Annotated in this window: 15 protein-coding genes and 2 pseudogenes; 10 read left to right on the forward strand and 7 right to left on the reverse strand. The window is 48.1% G+C overall.

From position 1 onward, the window contains the following. Both QN379_RS21540 and QN379_RS21545 read left to right on the forward strand, forming a co-directional pair. On the forward strand, positions 1–1,196 hold a 1,196-nt coding region (locus QN379_RS21540), incomplete at its 5' end, for an MFS transporter (protein WP_323507571.1). A gap of 328 nt (positions 1,197–1,524) precedes the next feature. Continuing rightward, entirely contained in the window at positions 1,525–1,929 is a 405-nt protein-coding gene (locus QN379_RS21545; RefSeq protein WP_323507572.1) for an RcnB family protein, read from the forward strand. Between the two features lie 245 nt (positions 1,930–2,174). Here QN379_RS21545 and QN379_RS23760 read toward each other — a convergent pair. From QN379_RS23760 to QN379_RS21555, 3 genes and pseudogenes are all read right to left on the reverse strand, one after another. Then, positions 2,175–2,400, reverse strand: a pseudogene (locus QN379_RS23760) (xanthine dehydrogenase family protein molybdopterin-binding subunit); the annotation flags it as partial. Positions 2,401–2,484: 84 nt separating this feature from the next. Continuing rightward, positions 2,485–2,616 (reverse strand): annotated as a pseudogene (locus tag QN379_RS23765) (molybdopterin cofactor-binding domain-containing protein); the annotation flags it as partial. A 564-nt stretch (positions 2,617–3,180) separates the two neighbouring features. Then, a complete protein-coding gene (locus QN379_RS21555) occupies positions 3,181–3,657 on the reverse strand; it encodes a hypothetical protein (RefSeq protein WP_323507574.1) in 477 nt (158 codons plus the stop codon). 120 nt (positions 3,658–3,777) lie between these two features. Between QN379_RS21555 and QN379_RS21560 the strand changes: the two genes are divergently transcribed. Further along, complete coding sequence (locus tag QN379_RS21560; protein ID WP_322238563.1) at positions 3,778–4,059, forward strand: hypothetical protein; 282 nt, start codon at positions 3,778–3,780, stop codon at positions 4,057–4,059. Between the two features lie 558 nt (positions 4,060–4,617). Here the strand turns inward: QN379_RS21560 and QN379_RS21565 are convergent. Then, positions 4,618–5,967, reverse strand: a complete 1,350-nt coding sequence (locus QN379_RS21565) for an MFS transporter (RefSeq protein ID WP_323507575.1) — start codon at positions 5,965–5,967, stop codon at positions 4,618–4,620. A 143-nt stretch (positions 5,968–6,110) separates the two neighbouring features. On the opposite strand from QN379_RS21565, the gene cyoA reads away from it, so the two are divergent. From cyoA to QN379_RS21600, 7 genes are all read left to right on the forward strand, one after another. Further along, positions 6,111–7,040, forward strand: a complete 930-nt coding sequence (cyoA, locus tag QN379_RS21570) for a ubiquinol oxidase subunit II (protein ID WP_322238567.1) — start codon at positions 6,111–6,113, stop codon at positions 7,038–7,040. 102 nt (positions 7,041–7,142) lie between these two features. Continuing rightward, complete coding sequence (cyoB, locus tag QN379_RS21575) at positions 7,143–9,146, forward strand: cytochrome o ubiquinol oxidase subunit I (RefSeq protein WP_322238569.1); 2,004 nt, start codon at positions 7,143–7,145, stop codon at positions 9,144–9,146. Further along, the gene (cyoC, locus tag QN379_RS21580) at positions 9,139–9,774 is read left to right on the forward strand and encodes a cytochrome o ubiquinol oxidase subunit III (protein ID WP_322238571.1); all 636 of its coding nucleotides are present in this window, start codon (positions 9,139–9,141) and stop codon (positions 9,772–9,774) included. The genes cyoB and cyoC overlap by 8 nt, the downstream gene beginning before the upstream one ends. After that, a complete protein-coding gene (gene cyoD / locus QN379_RS21585) occupies positions 9,771–10,241 on the forward strand; it encodes a cytochrome o ubiquinol oxidase subunit IV (protein WP_322238573.1) in 471 nt (156 codons plus the stop codon). The genes cyoC and cyoD overlap by 4 nt, the downstream gene beginning before the upstream one ends. Then, positions 10,238–11,137: an SURF1 family protein gene (locus QN379_RS21590; RefSeq protein ID WP_322238575.1), complete on the forward strand. Its 900-nt coding sequence runs from the start codon at positions 10,238–10,240 to the stop codon at positions 11,135–11,137. The genes cyoD and QN379_RS21590 overlap by 4 nt, the downstream gene beginning before the upstream one ends. Then, positions 11,085–12,470, forward strand: a complete 1,386-nt coding sequence (locus tag QN379_RS21595) for an ATP-binding protein (RefSeq protein WP_322238577.1) — start codon at positions 11,085–11,087, stop codon at positions 12,468–12,470. Before QN379_RS21590 ends, QN379_RS21595 begins: the two co-directional genes overlap by 53 nt. Then, positions 12,460–12,996 carry a response regulator transcription factor gene (locus tag QN379_RS21600; protein ID WP_322238579.1) on the forward strand — a complete coding sequence of 179 codons (537 nt, stop codon included), beginning with the start codon at positions 12,460–12,462 and terminating at the stop codon, positions 12,994–12,996. The genes QN379_RS21595 and QN379_RS21600 overlap by 11 nt, the downstream gene beginning before the upstream one ends. A gap of 15 nt (positions 12,997–13,011) precedes the next feature. Here QN379_RS21600 and QN379_RS21605 read toward each other — a convergent pair whose 3' ends face one another. The 3 genes from QN379_RS21605 to QN379_RS21615 form a co-directional block, all read right to left on the reverse strand. After that, positions 13,012–13,707 (reverse strand): SDR family NAD(P)-dependent oxidoreductase, encoded by a 696-nt coding sequence (locus QN379_RS21605; RefSeq protein ID WP_322240659.1) that lies wholly within the window; start codon positions 13,705–13,707, stop codon positions 13,012–13,014. Positions 13,708–14,283: 576 nt separating this feature from the next. After that, the gene (locus tag QN379_RS21610; protein ID WP_322238580.1) at positions 14,284–14,955 is read right to left on the reverse strand and encodes a DotU family type IV/VI secretion system protein; all 672 of its coding nucleotides are present in this window, start codon (positions 14,953–14,955) and stop codon (positions 14,284–14,286) included. Between the two features lie 229 nt (positions 14,956–15,184). Continuing rightward, a protein-coding gene (locus tag QN379_RS21615) for an IS3 family transposase (protein ID WP_416348560.1) occupies positions 15,185–16,365 on the reverse strand; the annotation gives its coding sequence in 2 pieces (ribosomal slippage) (positions 15,185–16,113 and positions 16,113–16,365; 1,182 coding nt in all). Positions 16,366–16,650: the final 285 nt, after the last annotated feature.

The raw sequence follows: 16,650 nt of genomic DNA on the forward strand, positions 1-16,650 counted from the left end.
AGTTTGGGTCCAAGAGGGTGTTTCTCATTGGATTTGTATTATTTATGATTTCGTCGTTATCTTGTGCACTTGCGCCATCTGCAACTGCGCTAAATATTGCACGCGCAGTACAAGGAATCGGTGCTGCATTGCTGGTGCCAAGTTCGTTAGCTATACTTAATTTTGCCTATGCGCATGATAAAAAACTGCTCGCTAAAGCCATTGGCTGGTGGACTGCGGCGGGAGGTGTTTCGATTGCTGCCGGGCCAGTGATTGGTGGCTTGCTCGTCTCCGGTACAGGTTGGCGGGGTATTTTTTGGGTCAATATTCCAATATGTATTGCTGGATTTATATTGACGCGCAAAATCGTCCCACACATGCCTAGAAAGGATCCCGGACGTTCATTTGATGTTCCGGGCCAATTATTGGCAATCATCGCGCTTACGGCGTTCATTGGTGCGGTCATAGAGGTTCAACCACTTGGCTTATCGCATCATTTTGTGCAGGGTGGGTTAGCTCTGGCCTTTGTTGCCAGCGCTGCATTTTTGATTGTCGAGCGACGTTCGAGCGCACCAATGTTACCGTTGAGATTATTTAGTCAAGTAAGCTTTTCCGGCGCAGTGCTGTTCGGCGTATTGGTGAATTTTTCTTATTATGGCGTGATCTTTATAGTGAGCTTTTATTTGCAGAAGGTGCGTGGCTTTTCCGTCATGGAGGCGGGTTTGACCTTTCTGCCACTTACCGGAACGTTTATTATTTCTAATATCGCTAGCGGCTGGATGTCGGCGCGTACAGGGTTGCGTATGCCAATGATTTTAGGTGGACTAATTGGTGCCACCGGATATGCGATGCTGGGTGCAATAGGTATATCGACCAGTGCCACTTTCTTTGAAATGTTGCCGGGTTTGGCATTAATTCCAGCCGGTATGGGGTTAGCTGTTCCTGCAATGACTACCTCGATTTTGTCGAGCGTTGAGCGTCATCAGGCTGGTACTGCATCTGCGGTACTGAATACAGCGCGGCAAGTCGGTGGCGCGCTCGGTGTCGCTATTTTTGGTGCCCTGATTGCAGTAGGATCCTCGGCTGATATCATTAATAATATACGTGGCGCCATGTTGACTTCGATGATCTTACTGCTAATGGCTGCAGCGTTGGCGTATTGGTGCAAAATTGGCGTGACGCATCACGTGATCGCTCATCAATCCTCCCAACGCTGATGAAGGCATAGAGATGTAGTTTCGAGAAAACGCGGCGTTTATATTGAATATCACTGTTAGTTGATTGTTTCGCTCTTCAAACATCTATTTTTTCACGCAATAACGTGAAAGAAATTGGCGGGCCTCTATTACCGTGAGTAGAATTGATCTGATGAAAATTACTTTTCAGTAATGAACTGTAATGAGATTTTTCTGTCTACAGTGATAAGCCATGTTTTTATCTTTAGTAAGTATCACTCCCACTTAAGATTGGCCTAATCGGAGTCGGTGTTTGGTACGAATCCAATTGCTGCATGCGCATAAGCTTCACAACACAATGGAGTTCAGCATGAAAAGTAAAATAATTTTATCGACCATAATAGTAATATCGTTATCTTCAGGAAGCGTTGCGTTCGCTCAGGATTATGGGAATCGCAATGATAGGAATCACGACGACCGCGGACGAAACGACCAAATGCAACGCGGTGACGATCAAAGGCACCGTGGTGATGATCATCGTAATAATAACTTTGATGCACGCAGAGATGAACGTGGAGCTGGTCCTGACCACCAATTCCGCCGCGGAGGTCGCCTTCCGCCTGAATACCGTAATAATCAATATGTAGTGAGCGATTGGCGTGGACATCATTTAAGTACGCCGCCACGTGGTTACCATTGGGTTCAAACAGGTGGCGACTATGTTCTGGCCGCTATCGGCACGGGTATTATCTTGCAGCTTCTGCTGAACAATTGATACCCCTATATTTATACATTAATGCGGCAAATTATGGGCTTTATCCGTATAGATATAAGTGCCAAAATAATGTTTAAAAAGTATTTCTCTGTCCTTCTCTAGGCGCTATAAAGCGATGGACAGAGTAGTCGCCCCCGATAATCAATCCAGCATCGGCGCTAGTCACTTATGACTCAGTCATAGTTTAGAAGGTGACATGAAGCATTGTTTTCCATAATCCTGTCATTAATTAGGTCACGTCAGGGCTACGCGATAATCTTATCTAAAGTAATCGGTAAATTTCGAACGCGTTTCCCCGTCGCGTGATAAGCGGCATTAGCAATGGCTGCGCACACCAGTGATGCCGATTTCGCCAATGCCTCATGCTCCTAAAGAATTAATATGCGGATCGTTTTCATCTACCGCAATGATATTAATACTGCGAACATCCGCGTTGACGGGAACATTATATTCGGCAAGATTCAGATTCATTGCACGATCAAAACGCGCACCAATATTGGCAGCGAGCATGAAACGTTGCTCAGTATTGGGGCGATGAAGGACTGGACCAAACATTTGAGGGCGCTTAAGTGCCAATTTGACGGGTTGGCCTAGTTGACGCGCGACCATTGCCGCTGGCACCACGTGAAACCAGGTTGAACCTTTACCGCCAAATCTACCACCAACATAAGGGCATATGACGCGCACCTTTTCTGGCTATATTCCCAAGCCTTTGGAAACCGTTGTACGTAGACCGGAAACATATTATGTCGCGTCATAGAGCGTTAAATGATCCCCAGTTTCCGATAGTGGTGTGCGGTTCTATCCGGTTAAGATGCGCCATTGACGTAGTGCAAATCGCGTCTACTAATGCGGTGGCACTGCGCTGACCGGCTTCAATATTGCGATACGTATCAATATCTTCGTCCTTGGCTTTTTATGGTGAATATAAAACATTTTTAGTACGAGAAAAATCGACTAAAACGGTTTCTTTTTGGTACGTGAATCGCAGTTACTGTGCCGCCGCGTTAGCGTGCTCTAGGGGCTTGGACTACTATTGGTCCCTTGTTGGTTCACCGCAATCCGTTGCGTCATAGCGGACGTGGCAGCGGTGGCCGTTCAGAGTTGCACTAAAAAAACGAACAAAATAACCGAACAAATAACCGAACAAATAACCCAACATACTGCCGCTGGAGCGTATTTTAGACCTTGTCGGCATCAATCATTTCTATGCTATTAAGAAGATTACCTCTTCTTGAAAAGATTCTGATATCAGCTTGCTGGCCATTCGAAGACCTTCGAGGACGGATGGCCTTTAGCGGGAATCTGAATCGTTTCCGTCACCGTGCTATCTCCTACTTCGGCTTGAATTTGATAAGTGCCGGGGTGCGGAAATTTGACCAACATCATCGGCCCAGGACATGTAATTTTTAATGCCACTTGGCCTCTTTTGTCTTTAATCGCGATATTAATATCGGCCAGATAGCTGCCATCCCGGCGGGCAAAAGTCGACATTAAGTCGTAGTTCTTCGCGATCTGCTTGAGGTATGCAGACTCGTCTGAGCCTACGCCCCCGCAAACATAAGTGAAGCCGTTCTTGTTTCGTTCTTGAACGCTTACATTGGCTAAGGGTGGCTGCATCTCAGGTTGCATACCATTCTGAATGTCAGACGAAGCGGGCACTTGCGCCAATGCCACCGGAAGCGACGCCAGGTTTGCAATGATGAACATGCGGCCTGATAACTTCATTGATGCACCTAACCAAAAAGTAGACGATGTTTAACTGCGTCTTATCCCAAGCAGCGCGCACGGTATTTTTGTTTTCATACGCGTTGCTTGGTCACGGGATACTACTAAGGCGAAGAGTTTGTGCTGGTAGCATCGCTTGCAGCAGAAGGTGTCGAAGTTGTATCTGGTGCCATCGTAGAAGGAGTGGAAGAGGGCGCAGGTGGAGGCATTGCGGGAGCGGTCGCCGCTGGAGCCTGCATCGGGGTGGTCGGTGATGAGTCTGCAGCTGTTGAGTTATCCGCTTTCTTGCAACCACCTAACATTGTGGCAACAATAATCGCCGAAATTAATAAAGGTTTGGTCAACATATACGCTCCATGGAAAGATGGTTTAAGGAATAATGTAGGCTTAGTAATTAATTAAAATCGACATAAAAATGAGATGTAATTCTTATATGCGCCAAGTCATCAGCGTTCCTACAAGCTAGACTTTAATTGTTTTAACGGAATCTTTGTAGAACATTGCTGGTTTTCAATGTGCGTTCAAATCATCATCAGCTGGGTGTGCAATAGGAGTAATAAAAGCGCCTATAACAAGGTAGGTAGCAGTCAGCTTGATTTTCACGATCTCTCCTTATGTTTATAAGTGGATTCCAGAATATTTTCTCAAGGCCGAACTTTAAAATTAACTGTGACAACGAGATTTCTAGACTTATTTGACGGGAAAATGTGATGTTTCTTTTTTCTGCAGAGTATTATTAATAATAATTGCACTTAAATAAGATTATTATTTGATAAGTTTAGATGAAACAATCGAATTTGCAAGGTGTAGTTTTTGAGCGGGAAACGCAAATGCGGAGAAGAAATATCTCGGCATTTGCGTTTAATTCCTAATCAAAAATACTTAAATACCTCAAGACACTTATTGTTACAAAGGCGACCAGGTCGAAAAATTGCAGCAATTTGGGTCATGCCTTATTACTTAATCGCGAATCTCTAAAGCGCGATTAAGACTGAGGGCTGCCAGTGAACATGCAGCACCCGATAACAAGTAGAAGCTTACATAGGCAAGACCGAAATGCGCAGAAAGACCAAGCGCCACCAATGGAGCGAAGCCCGCGCCGACCAGCCAGGAAAGATCCGAGGTCAAGGCAGCACCCGTATAGCGATACTTTGGAAGGAAGTTGGAGGTTACTGCACCTGCAGCCTGGCCATACGACAATCCGAGCAAGCTAAAGCCAACCCAAATGAAAATATTTTGGCCGATTTCTCCGCCGTTCATTAGCGTTGGTATAAATCCACTGAGTACCGCAATCAATATCGCGCAACCGCCCAGAGTCGTACGTCGCCCTAAACGGTCAGCAATCAAACCTGATGCAATCACGCCTACCGCCATCAGTGCCGCACCGATCACCTGAATGACTAGGAAGTCACTAGTCGAACGCAGCGAATATAAACTGATCCATGATAATGGAAACACGGTAACGAGGTGAAACAATGCATAACTGGCAAGTGCCGCGAGCGCACCGATGATCAGATTGCGGCCTTGCGATCGGGTCATCTCAATGGCGTTGGTTGGCTCCAGTTCACGCTCATCCAGCAAACGCGCGTATTCATTGGTGGATACCAATCGCAAGCGTGCAAACAATGCCACCACGTTAATAGCAAATGCCACATAGAACGGATAGCGCCAGCCCCAATCAAGAAAGTCATCAGTTGTCAGGTTGGATAACATGTAGGCGAACAGGCTGCCCGCAATCATAAATCCGACCGGAGCGCCTAATTGTCCAAGCATCGCATACCAACCACGTCGATTTTGTGGAGCGTTAAGTGCCAGCAACGAGGGTAGACCGTCCCACGAACCGCCGACAGCAATCCCTTGACCAATTCGCAAAAATGACAGCAAAACGATCGAGGCAAAACCTAAGTGCTCATACGCAGGTAAAAACGCAATACCGGCAGTTGAGATACCCAGCATGAAAAGCGCAGCCGTGAGTTTGACCTCGCGCCCAAACTTGCGCTGGATCGCCATAAAAGCAATTGTCCCGAACGGTCGCGCAAGAAAAGCAAAAGAGAAAATAACAAAGGCGTATAGTGTCCCCTCCAGTCTAGACTCGAATGGAAAGAATACCGACGGAAACACTAACACAGACGCCATCGCGTAGACAAAAAAATCGAAATATTCGGAGGCGCGGCCGATAACTACGCCGATCGCAATTTCACCTGGCGCGATTTGGGCGTGATCAGATTTGTTGTTTCGAACATTAGAGCGGTTCGAATCTGAATTAAAATCAGCGGGAAGTTCGCTACTATGGATGTGAATGCTGGTCATGATTCGTTCTCAATTTGGGTTTAGGTGTTGAACGGTCCCACCCCTCATATTGCTCGCTAGGGTAGGACAAAACGTCCAATTGCCAAGGCATACCGCCAGATGTACATTATCATATTTTATTGCTTCGACTGGAATATTCCTGCATGGTCTCCCTAATTGTTCGTCGCGGATGGATGCTCTTTCCCGCCTTTTTGTTGGCTGGCTGCAATACGGTGCTGATGAATCCATCTGGTGACATCGCCGTTCAGCAGGGCCACCTCATTGTCGTGTCCACATTATTGATGTTGCTAATCATAGTTCCTGTGATCGCGCTGACAATATTGTTTGCATGGCGCTATCGAAAAAATAATACTAAGGCGACCTACGAACCGGATTGGGATCACTCGACGCAGCTGGAGTTGGTCATCTGGGGCGCGCCGTTGCTCATTATCATCGCCCTTGGTCTATTAACCTGGATCAGTACGCATACGCTAGACCCTTATAGAAAACTAACGCGTCTTGACGCCGCGCGTCCAATTCCCGCCGAGACCAAGATATTGACGGTTGAAGTTGTGGCGCTTGACTGGAAATGGTTATTTATTTATCCCGAACAAGGTATCGCCACCGTGAATGAATTGGCGGCTCCGGTTGATGTGCCTATTCACTTTAAAATTACGGCGTCTTCAGTGATGAACTCTTTCTTCATTCCAGCACTCGCCGGTCAAATTTACGCGATGCCAGGCATGCAAACTTCACTTAATGCAGTGATCAACAAGCCTGGTGAGTTCGAAGGCTTTTCGGCCAATTATAGTGGTGCCGGATTTTCAGATATGCGCTTCAAATTTCATGGCATGACGCCGGAAAATTTTGATAAATGGGTACAGGAAGCCAAGGCCGGCGGCGGGGCACTAAAGCGTGTCGACTATATGCAGCTTGAAAAACCTAGCCAACGCGAGCCTGTGCGCAAGTACGGCACAGTGGACAACGATCTGTACCATGCCATCGTTAATCGATGTGTTGAGCCTAACCAGATGTGCATGGACAAGATGATGGCGAATGGTATGCACGGAAAGATGGACCAATCCCATGAATAAAAACCTACAAGAAGGCTGTCCGGCGGGCTGTGTAGCGCGTCGCTTTACAGGCAATGGCGTGGCAGTGTGCGCTGCGCCCCTCTTTTTCCTCGGAAAGTAACGATGCTAGACCACATTAATCTGACGAAGCTGATCTTCGGCCGCCTCACATGGGATGCGATTCCGTATCACGAACCTATTCTGCTAGCTACCTTTATCATGGTGGGTATTGGCGGACTAGCGGTTTTTTCTGCAATAACATATTTCCGCCTTTGGGGCACTTTGTGGCGCGACTGGTTTACAAGTATAGATCATAAGCGGATCGGTATCATGTACATCGTACTTGGTTTAATTATGCTGCTCCGTGGCTTTACCGATGCTTTGATGATGCGTGCCCAGCAGGCATTTGCCTTCGGCGGTGGAGATGGATTTTTACCCCCGCATCATTACGATCAAATATTTACGGCACATGGCGTGATTATGATTTTCTTCGTTGCCATGCCTTTGGTGACAGGATTAATGAATTATGTTGTGCCGCTCCAGATCGGCGCACGTGATGTCGCCTTTCCATTCCTGAACAATTTTAGTTTCTGGATGACGGCCTTTGGTGGTGGCTTATGCATGGCATCTCTATTCATCGGTGAGTTTGCACGCACTGGTTGGTTAGCCTACCCGCCGCTGTCCGGGATACTGGCTAGTCCGGATGTGGGGGTCGACTACTATATCTGGTCCTTGCAGATTGCCGGGGTCGGGACCTTGCTGTCCGGTATCAATCTACTCGCAACCATTGTGAAGATGCGTGCGCCGGGCATGAACATGATGAGAATGCCGATTTTTACGTGGACGGCTTTGTGCACTAACGTATTGATCGTAGCCGCTTTTCCTGTACTGACGGCCGTACTCGGCATGCTGGCGCTTGACCGTACAGTTGGCACTAATTTCTTCACCAATGACATGGGCGGCAACGCCATGATGTATGTCAACCTGATCTGGATTTGGGGTCATCCTGAAGTCTACATTTTGATTTTGCCAGCCTTTGGTGTTTTCTCCGAAGTCGTTGCTACATTCAGTAGCAAGCGTCTGTTTGGATATACTTCAATGGTGTACGCGACCGTGGTGATCACGATCCTGTCTTATCTGGTTTGGTTGCATCATTTCTTTACCATGGGTTCCGGAGCCAGTGTTAACTCGTTCTTTGGCATCACGACGATGATTATTTCGATCCCGACCGGCGCGAAGATTTTTAACTGGTTATTTACCATGTATCGCGGGCGGATTCGCTTTGAAGTGCCGATGCTGTGGACGATGGGTTTCATGATTACCTTCGTTATTGGTGGTATGACTGGCGTCTTGCTGGCGGTTCCGCCTGCCGACTTTGTTTTGCATAACAGTCTGTTCCTGATCGCCCATTTCCATAATGTGATTATCGGTGGCGTACTGTTCGGGATGTTTGCTGGTATTAATTACTGGTTTCCGAAGGCTTTTGGTTACAAACTTGACGACTTCTGGGGCAAGTGCTGCTTCTGGTTCTGGACAATCGGTTTCTACTTTGCTTTCATGCCGCTTTACGTATTGGGCCTGATGGGCGTGACACGGCGTCTTAGCCGTTTTGAAGATCCATCACTGCAAATCTGGTTTCAGATTGCCGCCTTCGGCGCAGTATTGATAGCGCTTGGTATTGGTTCGTTCATTGTGCAATTGATTGTGAGTTATCGTCGTCGGGAATCGCTACGCGATACTACTGGCGATCCTTGGGGCGGTCGTACGCTGGAATGGTCAACATCTTCACCACCGCCAGACTATAACTTTGCGTTCACACCACGTATTCACGATAACGACGCGTGGACTGACATGAAGAGTCATAATTTTGAGCGACCAAAAGAAGGGTTCGTTGCCATCCATATGCCGAAAAATACGAGCGCTGGATTTATCATTGCCGCTCTCAGTGCAGTTGTGGGTTTCGCTGTTATCTGGCACATGTGGTTGTTGGCTGGTGTCGGCTTCGTAGCGATGTTGGCAGCAATCATCGCCCATACTTTTAATTACAATCGCGACTATTTCATTCCTGCGGACGAAGTCGTCCGGGTGGAAGATGAGCGCACACGCCTGCTGGGTAGCCATGTCTGAACTCACTACTTCCTCCGCTAGCGCCATAGGCGCATTACCGAGCTCGCACTTTTACGTGACCGAGCATCATCCAGAGAATGGCACCTTGCTCGGATTTTGGCTTTACCTGATGAGCGACTGCCTGGTGTTCGCCGCTTTGTTTGCGACCTATGCTGTACTGGGTCGTAACTATGCCGGTGGTCCCACGGGTGCGGAGTTGTTTGACCTGCCGTTAGTGGCGATCAATACGTCATTATTGTTGCTGTCGTCGATTACCTATGGTTTTGCGATGCTGGAAATGCAGCGCAAACGGGTGCGCGCCACCATGATCTGGCTGGCGATTACTGGCTTGCTTGGTGCTTGCTTCATAGGCTTTGAACTCTATGAATTTATCCATTTAATTCATGAAGGTGCCGGACCACAACGCAGCGGGTTTCTGACATCGTTCTTCGCATTAGTGGCAACGCACGGTCTGCATGTGAGCTTCGGCATCATATGGCTGGTGACATTGATGTTTCAAGTTCGTCGCCACGGACTGACGCCGGAGAATAGTCGTCGGCTTATGTGTCTGTCGATGTTTTGGCATTTCCTTGACGTTGTCTGGATTGGCGTCTTCACCTTTGTCTATCTGATGGGAGTGCTTCCATGAGCGCGCATCAAGAACATCCTGCGCACGGCCCTCAACACGGTCATGATGACCATGCGCATGTCGATCATGGCAGCCTAAAAACATATGTCACCGGTTTTGTGCTGGCGGTGATTTTGACGGCGATTCCATTTTGGTTAGTGATGGGAAAAGTGTTTGAGAAGTCTAGTACCACCGGCCTCATCCTGCTTGGCTTCGCTGCTGTACAAATTGTCGTACATATGGTGTATTTTTTGCATATGAACACCAAGTCCGAGCATGGTTGGTCGATGTTGGCGTTAATCTTTACCGTGATGTTGGTCTTTATTATGCTAAGCGGTTCTGTATGGGTGATGTATCACTTGAATCACAACATGATGCCGGGCGTGATGACAGAGTCTGCACAGGAGACCGTTCCTGAGTCGATTCTGCAATCAGCTCCGCCGTCGCGTGACATGACAAAAATGCACAACATGCACACTATGCCATGAACCCCGCGCCGCGTGGCACGGTAACGCCCGGCAAAGTGCCGGGACAAACTGCAACAGCAGTTGCGCAGGATACCTCTTCTCGTTCCCGGCCCGCGGCGTTCCGCATTTTCATAGCGATTTGCGGATGTCTTCTTGTGTTTGCCTTTATGGCTCTCGGCACATGGCAACTCAAACGCCTGCAATGGAAGCTAGACCTTATCGAGCGCGTTGATCAAAGGGTGCATGCTCCCGCAGTCGCCGCTCCCGCTCAAGACCAATGGCAGCGCGTCAATGCTGATGCCGACGAATATCGCCATGTGCGTGTGACTGGCACGTTCCTATACCCACTGACAGTGCGCGTCCAGGCTTCGACGGATCTAGGCGGCGGCTTCTGGCTGTTGACACCACTACGTGGCGCAGACGGCAGCATCGTGCTAATCAACCGCGGTTTCATCCCTTCGAATGCGCAAGATCCTCACGAACGCACAGCGGTATCGAACGCCGGTATTTCAATCGTGACCGGGCTATTGCGCATGAGTGAACCCGGTGGTGGCTTTCTTCGACACAATGATCCCTCAAGTAATCGCTGGTATTCACGCGATGTGAAAGCGATTGCAGCGGCGCGTGGTCTGACTTCTATCGCTCCCTATTTTATAGATGCAGAAGCAACAAAAATATCTACGAATGAAAAGGTCGACGGCTCCGCGTCCAAGCGACCGGTTGCTGGTCTGACGGTCATCGCTTTTCACAACAATCATTTAGTGTACGCGTTGACTTGGTATGCTCTTGCCTTGATGCTGGCAGGTGCAGGTTTGTGGGTCGCGCGCGAGGATCTCCGTTTGTTGCGCTTAGGAAACTCAATGGATGCCCGTCGTAGTGATGGTGTTAATCGCGAAAGTGAAGATGGTAAGAAATAAAGAAGCCCTCGCTCCGACTGATTTGAAAGAGCATTCAGTGGAAGCGACCGGCTTTGAAAATGCCGCTGGCCACAACAACATGCTGCAATTGATCCAACTGCGATGGATTGCCGTGATCGGGCAGATCACAACCATTGCTATTGTGATTATCGGTTTCGATATTAGCCTTCCCCTGCCTCAGATGTTAGAGGTATTGGCATGCCTCATTGCCTTCAACATTGCTAGTCACCTGCGCTGGCACGAACAGCGTGTAGTCAAGAATAGAGAACTGTTTTTGGCGCTATTGGTCGATGTCGTCACATTGACAATTCAATTGCATCTCAGCGGCGGGACAACAAATCCTTTCGCTTTTCTCTTTTTATTACAGGTTATTTTAAGTGCAGTATTGCTCGAAGCCTGGTCAACCTGGACAATCGTCGCTATCACCATTGCCTGTTTAGCAGGTCTATCCCTATTTTCTAATCCGCTGACGTTACCGCTTGTTCAAGGGAACGGTTTATCCGATCTCTACGTCGAAGGTATGCTTATTTGTTTCGCGCTGATTGCAGCTCTCCTTGTGATATTCATTACCCGGATCAGTCGCAATCTTCGCACCGGATATGCGCAACTGGCCGACTTGCGCCAGCGTGCTGCCGAAGAGGATCATATCGTGCGAATGGGTTTGCTGGCTTCGGGGGCAGCGCATGAACTCGGCACGCCATTAGCCACACTGTCCGTTATTCTGGGCGATTGGAAGCGCATGCCCGAATTTAGTCGGAATAGTGAATTACTGGAAGAGATCAGTGAAATGCAGACGCAACTCACGCGCTGCAAATCCATCGTTAGCGGGATTTTGCTCTCTGCGGGAGAGGCTCGCGGAGAATCTTCGGTGAAGACCACGATCAACACTTTTTTGAGTGACCTGGTTGAGGATTTCCGTGCCACCCGAGCCATCATTACCTTTGTATATGAAAACCGCATCGAGCACGATATGCCTGTGGTGTTCGATTCGGCGCTAAAACAAATGATTTGCAACGTACTAGATAATGCGCTCGAAGCCTCCCCGCGGTGGTTATACCTCGAAGCCACGCGTGAAGGCGATGCATTGACCTTGCTGGTGACAGATCGTGGTACTGGATTTGTACCCGCCATGCTGACGCAAATTGGTAAACCGTATCAGTCGAGCAAAGGACGACCGGGTGGCGGTCTGGGATTATTCTTTGTTGTTAATGTCGCACGAAAATTGGGTGGCACCGTTGAAGCGTGGAATCGCGATGCGGGTGGGGCGGCGGTAAAGCTTACGCTACCGCTTGCCGCGATCAGTCTTGAAGAGCACGAAGACCATGCCAGTTGACCGCCTGTTACTCATCATTGAAGACGACGCCGCATTTGCCAGAACACTCGGACGCTCGTTCGAGCGACGTGGGTATACGGTGTTGTTGGCTGCAAACCTGACCGAGGCTACCGCATTGTTGCATCAGCATTCCCCGGGCTACGCAGTGGTGGACCTTAAACTGAACAGTAGTACGTCGGGGTTAGTGTGCGTGCAAATGTTGCACAAGCATGATCCTTCAATGTTGATTGTGGTTCTGACCGGATTTGCCAGCCTTGCTACAGCGGTTGAGGCGATTAAACTTGGGGCTTGCCAATACTTAGCCAAACCATCAAATACCGACGATATCGAAGCAGCCTTTGGTCATATTGCGGGCGTCACCGAAGTCGCACTTCCTAATCGGGCGACCTCAATCAAGACGCTCGAATGGGAGCGTATTCACGAAGTTCTGGTGGAAACTGATTTTAATATCTCTGAGACAGCACGTCGCCTGGGAATGCATCGACGTACACTAGCGCGCAAACTCGAAAAGCAACGCATTAAATAATTCGGATCAGGCTGGCTACCAAGGCAGTCTATCCCCATTGTAGGAGTAAAACTGCCCTGTATCGGCTGCAGTTAACGTGTCTAATACGCCGAGCATATCATTGGCGGCAGCGTCAGGCGTGCGGCCAATCTGGGCTCCACGAAATGGTTCGGATAATTTGGAGTTGACGGTGCCAGGATGCAACGCGATCAACACTGCGCGTGGTTTCGTTCGATTGATCTCAATCGCGGCCGTTTTAACGAACATATTCAAGGCCGCTTTTGAGGCGCGATAACTGTACCATCCGCCCAAACGATTATCTTCAATGCTACCTACCTTTGCAGAAAGAATTGCCATCACACCTCTTTCGCTATCCAATAGCTTTGAAAAATGGCGAATAATCATTGCCGGACCAAAAGTATTTGCTCGAAATGTTTCCATCATTTGCTGATATTGCAAGTCGGCCAATTTTTTTTCAGGCATAAATTCGGGCGTGTGGAGGATGCCAGCAGCATTGATGATGACATTAAACGGGCCTTTAGAAAGGAGTGCCTGAGCAGCGTCGGCGATACTTTCCTCCCGGTCAAAGTCGATTGCCGGTTGCGAATGGCGATGGAGCGCTTCGACAAGTGCGCAGTCTGGATTGGCTTTCAATACATCTACAAAAGCAGAACCAAGTGCGCCTGACGCGCCGATTACCAACGCTTTGAAATGATGGGGAAATGATTGCATTTTCATCCTGACTCCTGGTTTGAACGAGACGTATTTTTAAAATACCTGAAACGATACATCGAAAAATACCGATGAAAATGCAGGTTGCGATCCGTGTGTGATAGTGCCACGGTGCCACGATGACAAAGTCAGTTTACGGCTGGACCCATAGCCTGACAAATATTCTTATTTACCAAAATAAACAGCGATATCCCTACAACTTAGGAGTCTGTCGCAATTTATTGCTATGTATTTAAAGCTATGTATGAGACTGCTTATATTAATGCCATAAGTCTAAGAGCATAAGTCGCATTCGTGATCACATTGCGCTCAAACTAAAAATAGTTGAATCAAAATGGTGTTATCTGTCGCTGTTGCAACATGTAGCACAACAGCATGGGTATAGATATTTGTAAGAGGAGTGATCAGGATCTTCCAAAAGAGCCCAATTCAAATGCGCTGCGCAAGTAGAGCCGAGAAGTGTGGATTATTGTTTGCTGATTGTTCGTTAGCTGTTCTATTGCAAGTTTGCTGACTGAGCGAACACTGCTCGGTAGTCAGGTCTCATGCCGAATGTTGAGTCCCAGACATATCGGACTATTTTTGTTCTAACCAATGAGTCAATAGATGGTCTAGCGTCGCCCCCATCAGAAGGTAGAGTAGCAACGTCGCCACAATGGTGAGCCCAGCCAATACCCATGGAGAAACCTGATAGAAGCATTCGAAGCGCCTTCGGCCTGATGGATCGAGGATCAGCGGATGGTTCTGCGTGGAACGAAGTGTGTCAATTTGCTTATTTAGCGCCGTTATCAAGGCGATGCGTTCTTTATCGTTGATATTCATGTAGCGTCCTTTGAACCCCAAGTTGAGGATAATGCTATAGCATTCGAGCATATCGAGATCGGGAGGCGTTTCACTCATGCGTGCCTTCAGGGATTCGACGATGCGCTCACCTGCATCACGATACTGAAATAGTGCGAAATGCAAAGGCGAGTCAAACCATTTTAATTTTGTATTTTCGGATAGATGACACGTCACCGTTTCATCAATCAACGCGCATTGTGCATAAACAGCCTCGTGCCTGATGTCGTCCGCAACCCCGCGATGCTCTAAGGCGCGATCAAATTCGGCGACCAATTTCAAACATTCCGCACCTAGAAGTTCGATAGAATCGGGCATGGCATGCTGCGCGAGCAAAGAAACTTTCAATGTAGTTGCACGTAGCAACGCACGCATTGATAAGGTTAGATGGGACGAAACTAGTGTCATGCGCTCTTTCTTCTGGAAATGCTGAGGCGCTCGTATACTGTTCTTTTGTTGGATTGTTTTCTCTTTGCTTTCAACTAGACAGGGCTGCATTTTTTTCTAAATTTAATCAATCAACCTTTTCCAATATCAACTGAGGATGAATTCTTTCAGTGAATTATTTTCAGTAATTCAATCCATTAACCGGCAGAACTGAGCTTCCCTCGATATTTCGTCTGCCATGAGGTGAATTTTATGCTGCTATTTTTTGCTTCTCCTGCTCACTTGCCCAACATTTCAAATACTGAATTGGTGATCGGTAGCCGAGCGTCGAATGTAGCCGCTGACGATTATAAAAAACTTCAATGTATTCAAAGCTGGCAGCCTTCATGTCCGCGTGAGTCAGGTAGCGCAGGCCATGATACCGTTCGTTCTTGAAACTGTTAAACCAGCTCTCCGTAGGGGCGTTGTCCCAGCAATTTCCTTTGCGACTCATCGAACACGTCATGCCAAATACCTTGAGTTGTGCTTGAAATGCATAACTGGCGTACTGACTGCCCCGATCCGAATGATGCATCACGCCTGGTGGCTGTCTTTTGCGAAACCATGCCATCTTCAATGCGTCCATCACGATATCGGTCGTCATCCGAGGCTTGAGCGACCAGCCAATCACCTCTCTATTGAACAGATCAAGAACAATAGCCAGATACAACCAGCCTTCATCGGTCCACAGATAGGTAATGTCCGAAGTCCACACTTGGTTTGGCGCATCCGGCATGAATTTGCGGCCCAGCAGGTTCTCCGCTATTGGCAAACCATGCTGCGAGTCGGTAGTCACTCTGTAGCGCCGTTTATGCCGAGCACGGATACCGTTCTCGCGCATGAGCCGCTCAATACGCTCTTTGCCTCCAGTAAAACCGCGCAGCCGCAATTCACGGACCATACGAGGACTGCCGTATGCCCCCCTATGTTCAGAATGGATGCCGCGTACCACCGCCAGTGTCTGACTATCCGACAGACGTTTGCGAGCAGGACTACCACCGCGCTGCCATGCCCGAAATCCACTAATGCTGATCTCAAGTGCCGTGCACATTTCAGCCAACGCAAACGTTTTGCCTTGCGCCTTAACCCAGGCATACTTCACAGAACATCCCTCGCGAAGTACGCCGCTGCCTTTTTTATTATTTCGTTCTCTCGCTTCAGACGAGCGACTTCTGCGCGTAGACGGGACAACTCCATGGCTTCTGGCGTGATCACTTTGCTACCGGCACCTTTCAGCTTACCCGTCGCAGAAGCTTTGATCCAGTTACGCAACGTCTGGTCGCTCAAACCTAATTCTTGGACGACCGCCGAAACCGCTTGTCCATCAGCCACCCGTTTAACAGCAAGTTCTTTGAACTCGGTTGTATATGCCTGTTTTGGTATTTTAGTCATTTCTATTTCTTCCAAATGTAACGTTATTTTACGTCACCTATGGAGAACTAAATTTCAGGGGAAGGTCAAACCTCGTTTGACGTTTGATTATGGCTATTTTTTGTCTATGTAGAAGTCGGACAGGCCATAACGAAACCCACAGTAAGATCGACGACGATATTGCAAATAGTCCAAATCGCAGGCATTACCAAATCTATTACTAATTTTATACAAAAGATTAATTTTGGGTTGAAAAAAATTTGCTATTTTGCAATGGTTCACATTTGAGCATTGACGCTACGTAAG

Origin of the sequence: Glaciimonas sp. Gout2 (assembly GCF_035018905.1) — a bacterium.
In the GTDB taxonomy this organism is placed as follows: Bacteria; Pseudomonadota; Gammaproteobacteria; order Burkholderiales; family Burkholderiaceae_D; genus Glaciimonas.

Excerpts from the sequence above, each read along its gene's own strand:
- QN379_RS21610 (WP_322238580.1), bottom strand. The coding sequence starts at position 14,955 with ATGACACTAGTTTCGTCCCATCTAACCTTATCAATGCGTGCGTTGCTA.
- QN379_RS21555 (WP_323507574.1), bottom strand. The coding sequence starts at position 3,657 with ATGAAGTTATCAGGCCGCATGTTCATCATTGCAAACCTGGCGTCGCTT.
- QN379_RS21565 (WP_323507575.1), bottom strand. The coding sequence starts at position 5,967 with ATGACCAGCATTCACATCCATAGTAGCGAACTTCCCGCTGATTTTAAT.
- QN379_RS21595 (WP_322238577.1), top strand. The coding sequence starts at position 11,085 with ATGCCCGTCGTAGTGATGGTGTTAATCGCGAAAGTGAAGATGGTAAGA.
- cyoA (WP_322238567.1), top strand. The coding sequence starts at position 6,111 with ATGGTCTCCCTAATTGTTCGTCGCGGATGGATGCTCTTTCCCGCCTTT.
- cyoC (WP_322238571.1), top strand. The coding sequence starts at position 9,139 with ATGTCTGAACTCACTACTTCCTCCGCTAGCGCCATAGGCGCATTACCG.
- QN379_RS21600 (WP_322238579.1), top strand. The coding sequence starts at position 12,460 with ATGCCAGTTGACCGCCTGTTACTCATCATTGAAGACGACGCCGCATTT.
- cyoB (WP_322238569.1), top strand. The coding sequence starts at position 7,143 with ATGCTAGACCACATTAATCTGACGAAGCTGATCTTCGGCCGCCTCACA.
- QN379_RS21545 (WP_323507572.1), top strand. The coding sequence starts at position 1,525 with ATGAAAAGTAAAATAATTTTATCGACCATAATAGTAATATCGTTATCT.
- QN379_RS21590 (WP_322238575.1), top strand. The coding sequence starts at position 10,238 with ATGAACCCCGCGCCGCGTGGCACGGTAACGCCCGGCAAAGTGCCGGGA.
- cyoD (WP_322238573.1), top strand. The coding sequence starts at position 9,771 with ATGAGCGCGCATCAAGAACATCCTGCGCACGGCCCTCAACACGGTCAT.
- QN379_RS21605 (WP_322240659.1), bottom strand. The coding sequence starts at position 13,707 with ATGCAATCATTTCCCCATCATTTCAAAGCGTTGGTAATCGGCGCGTCA.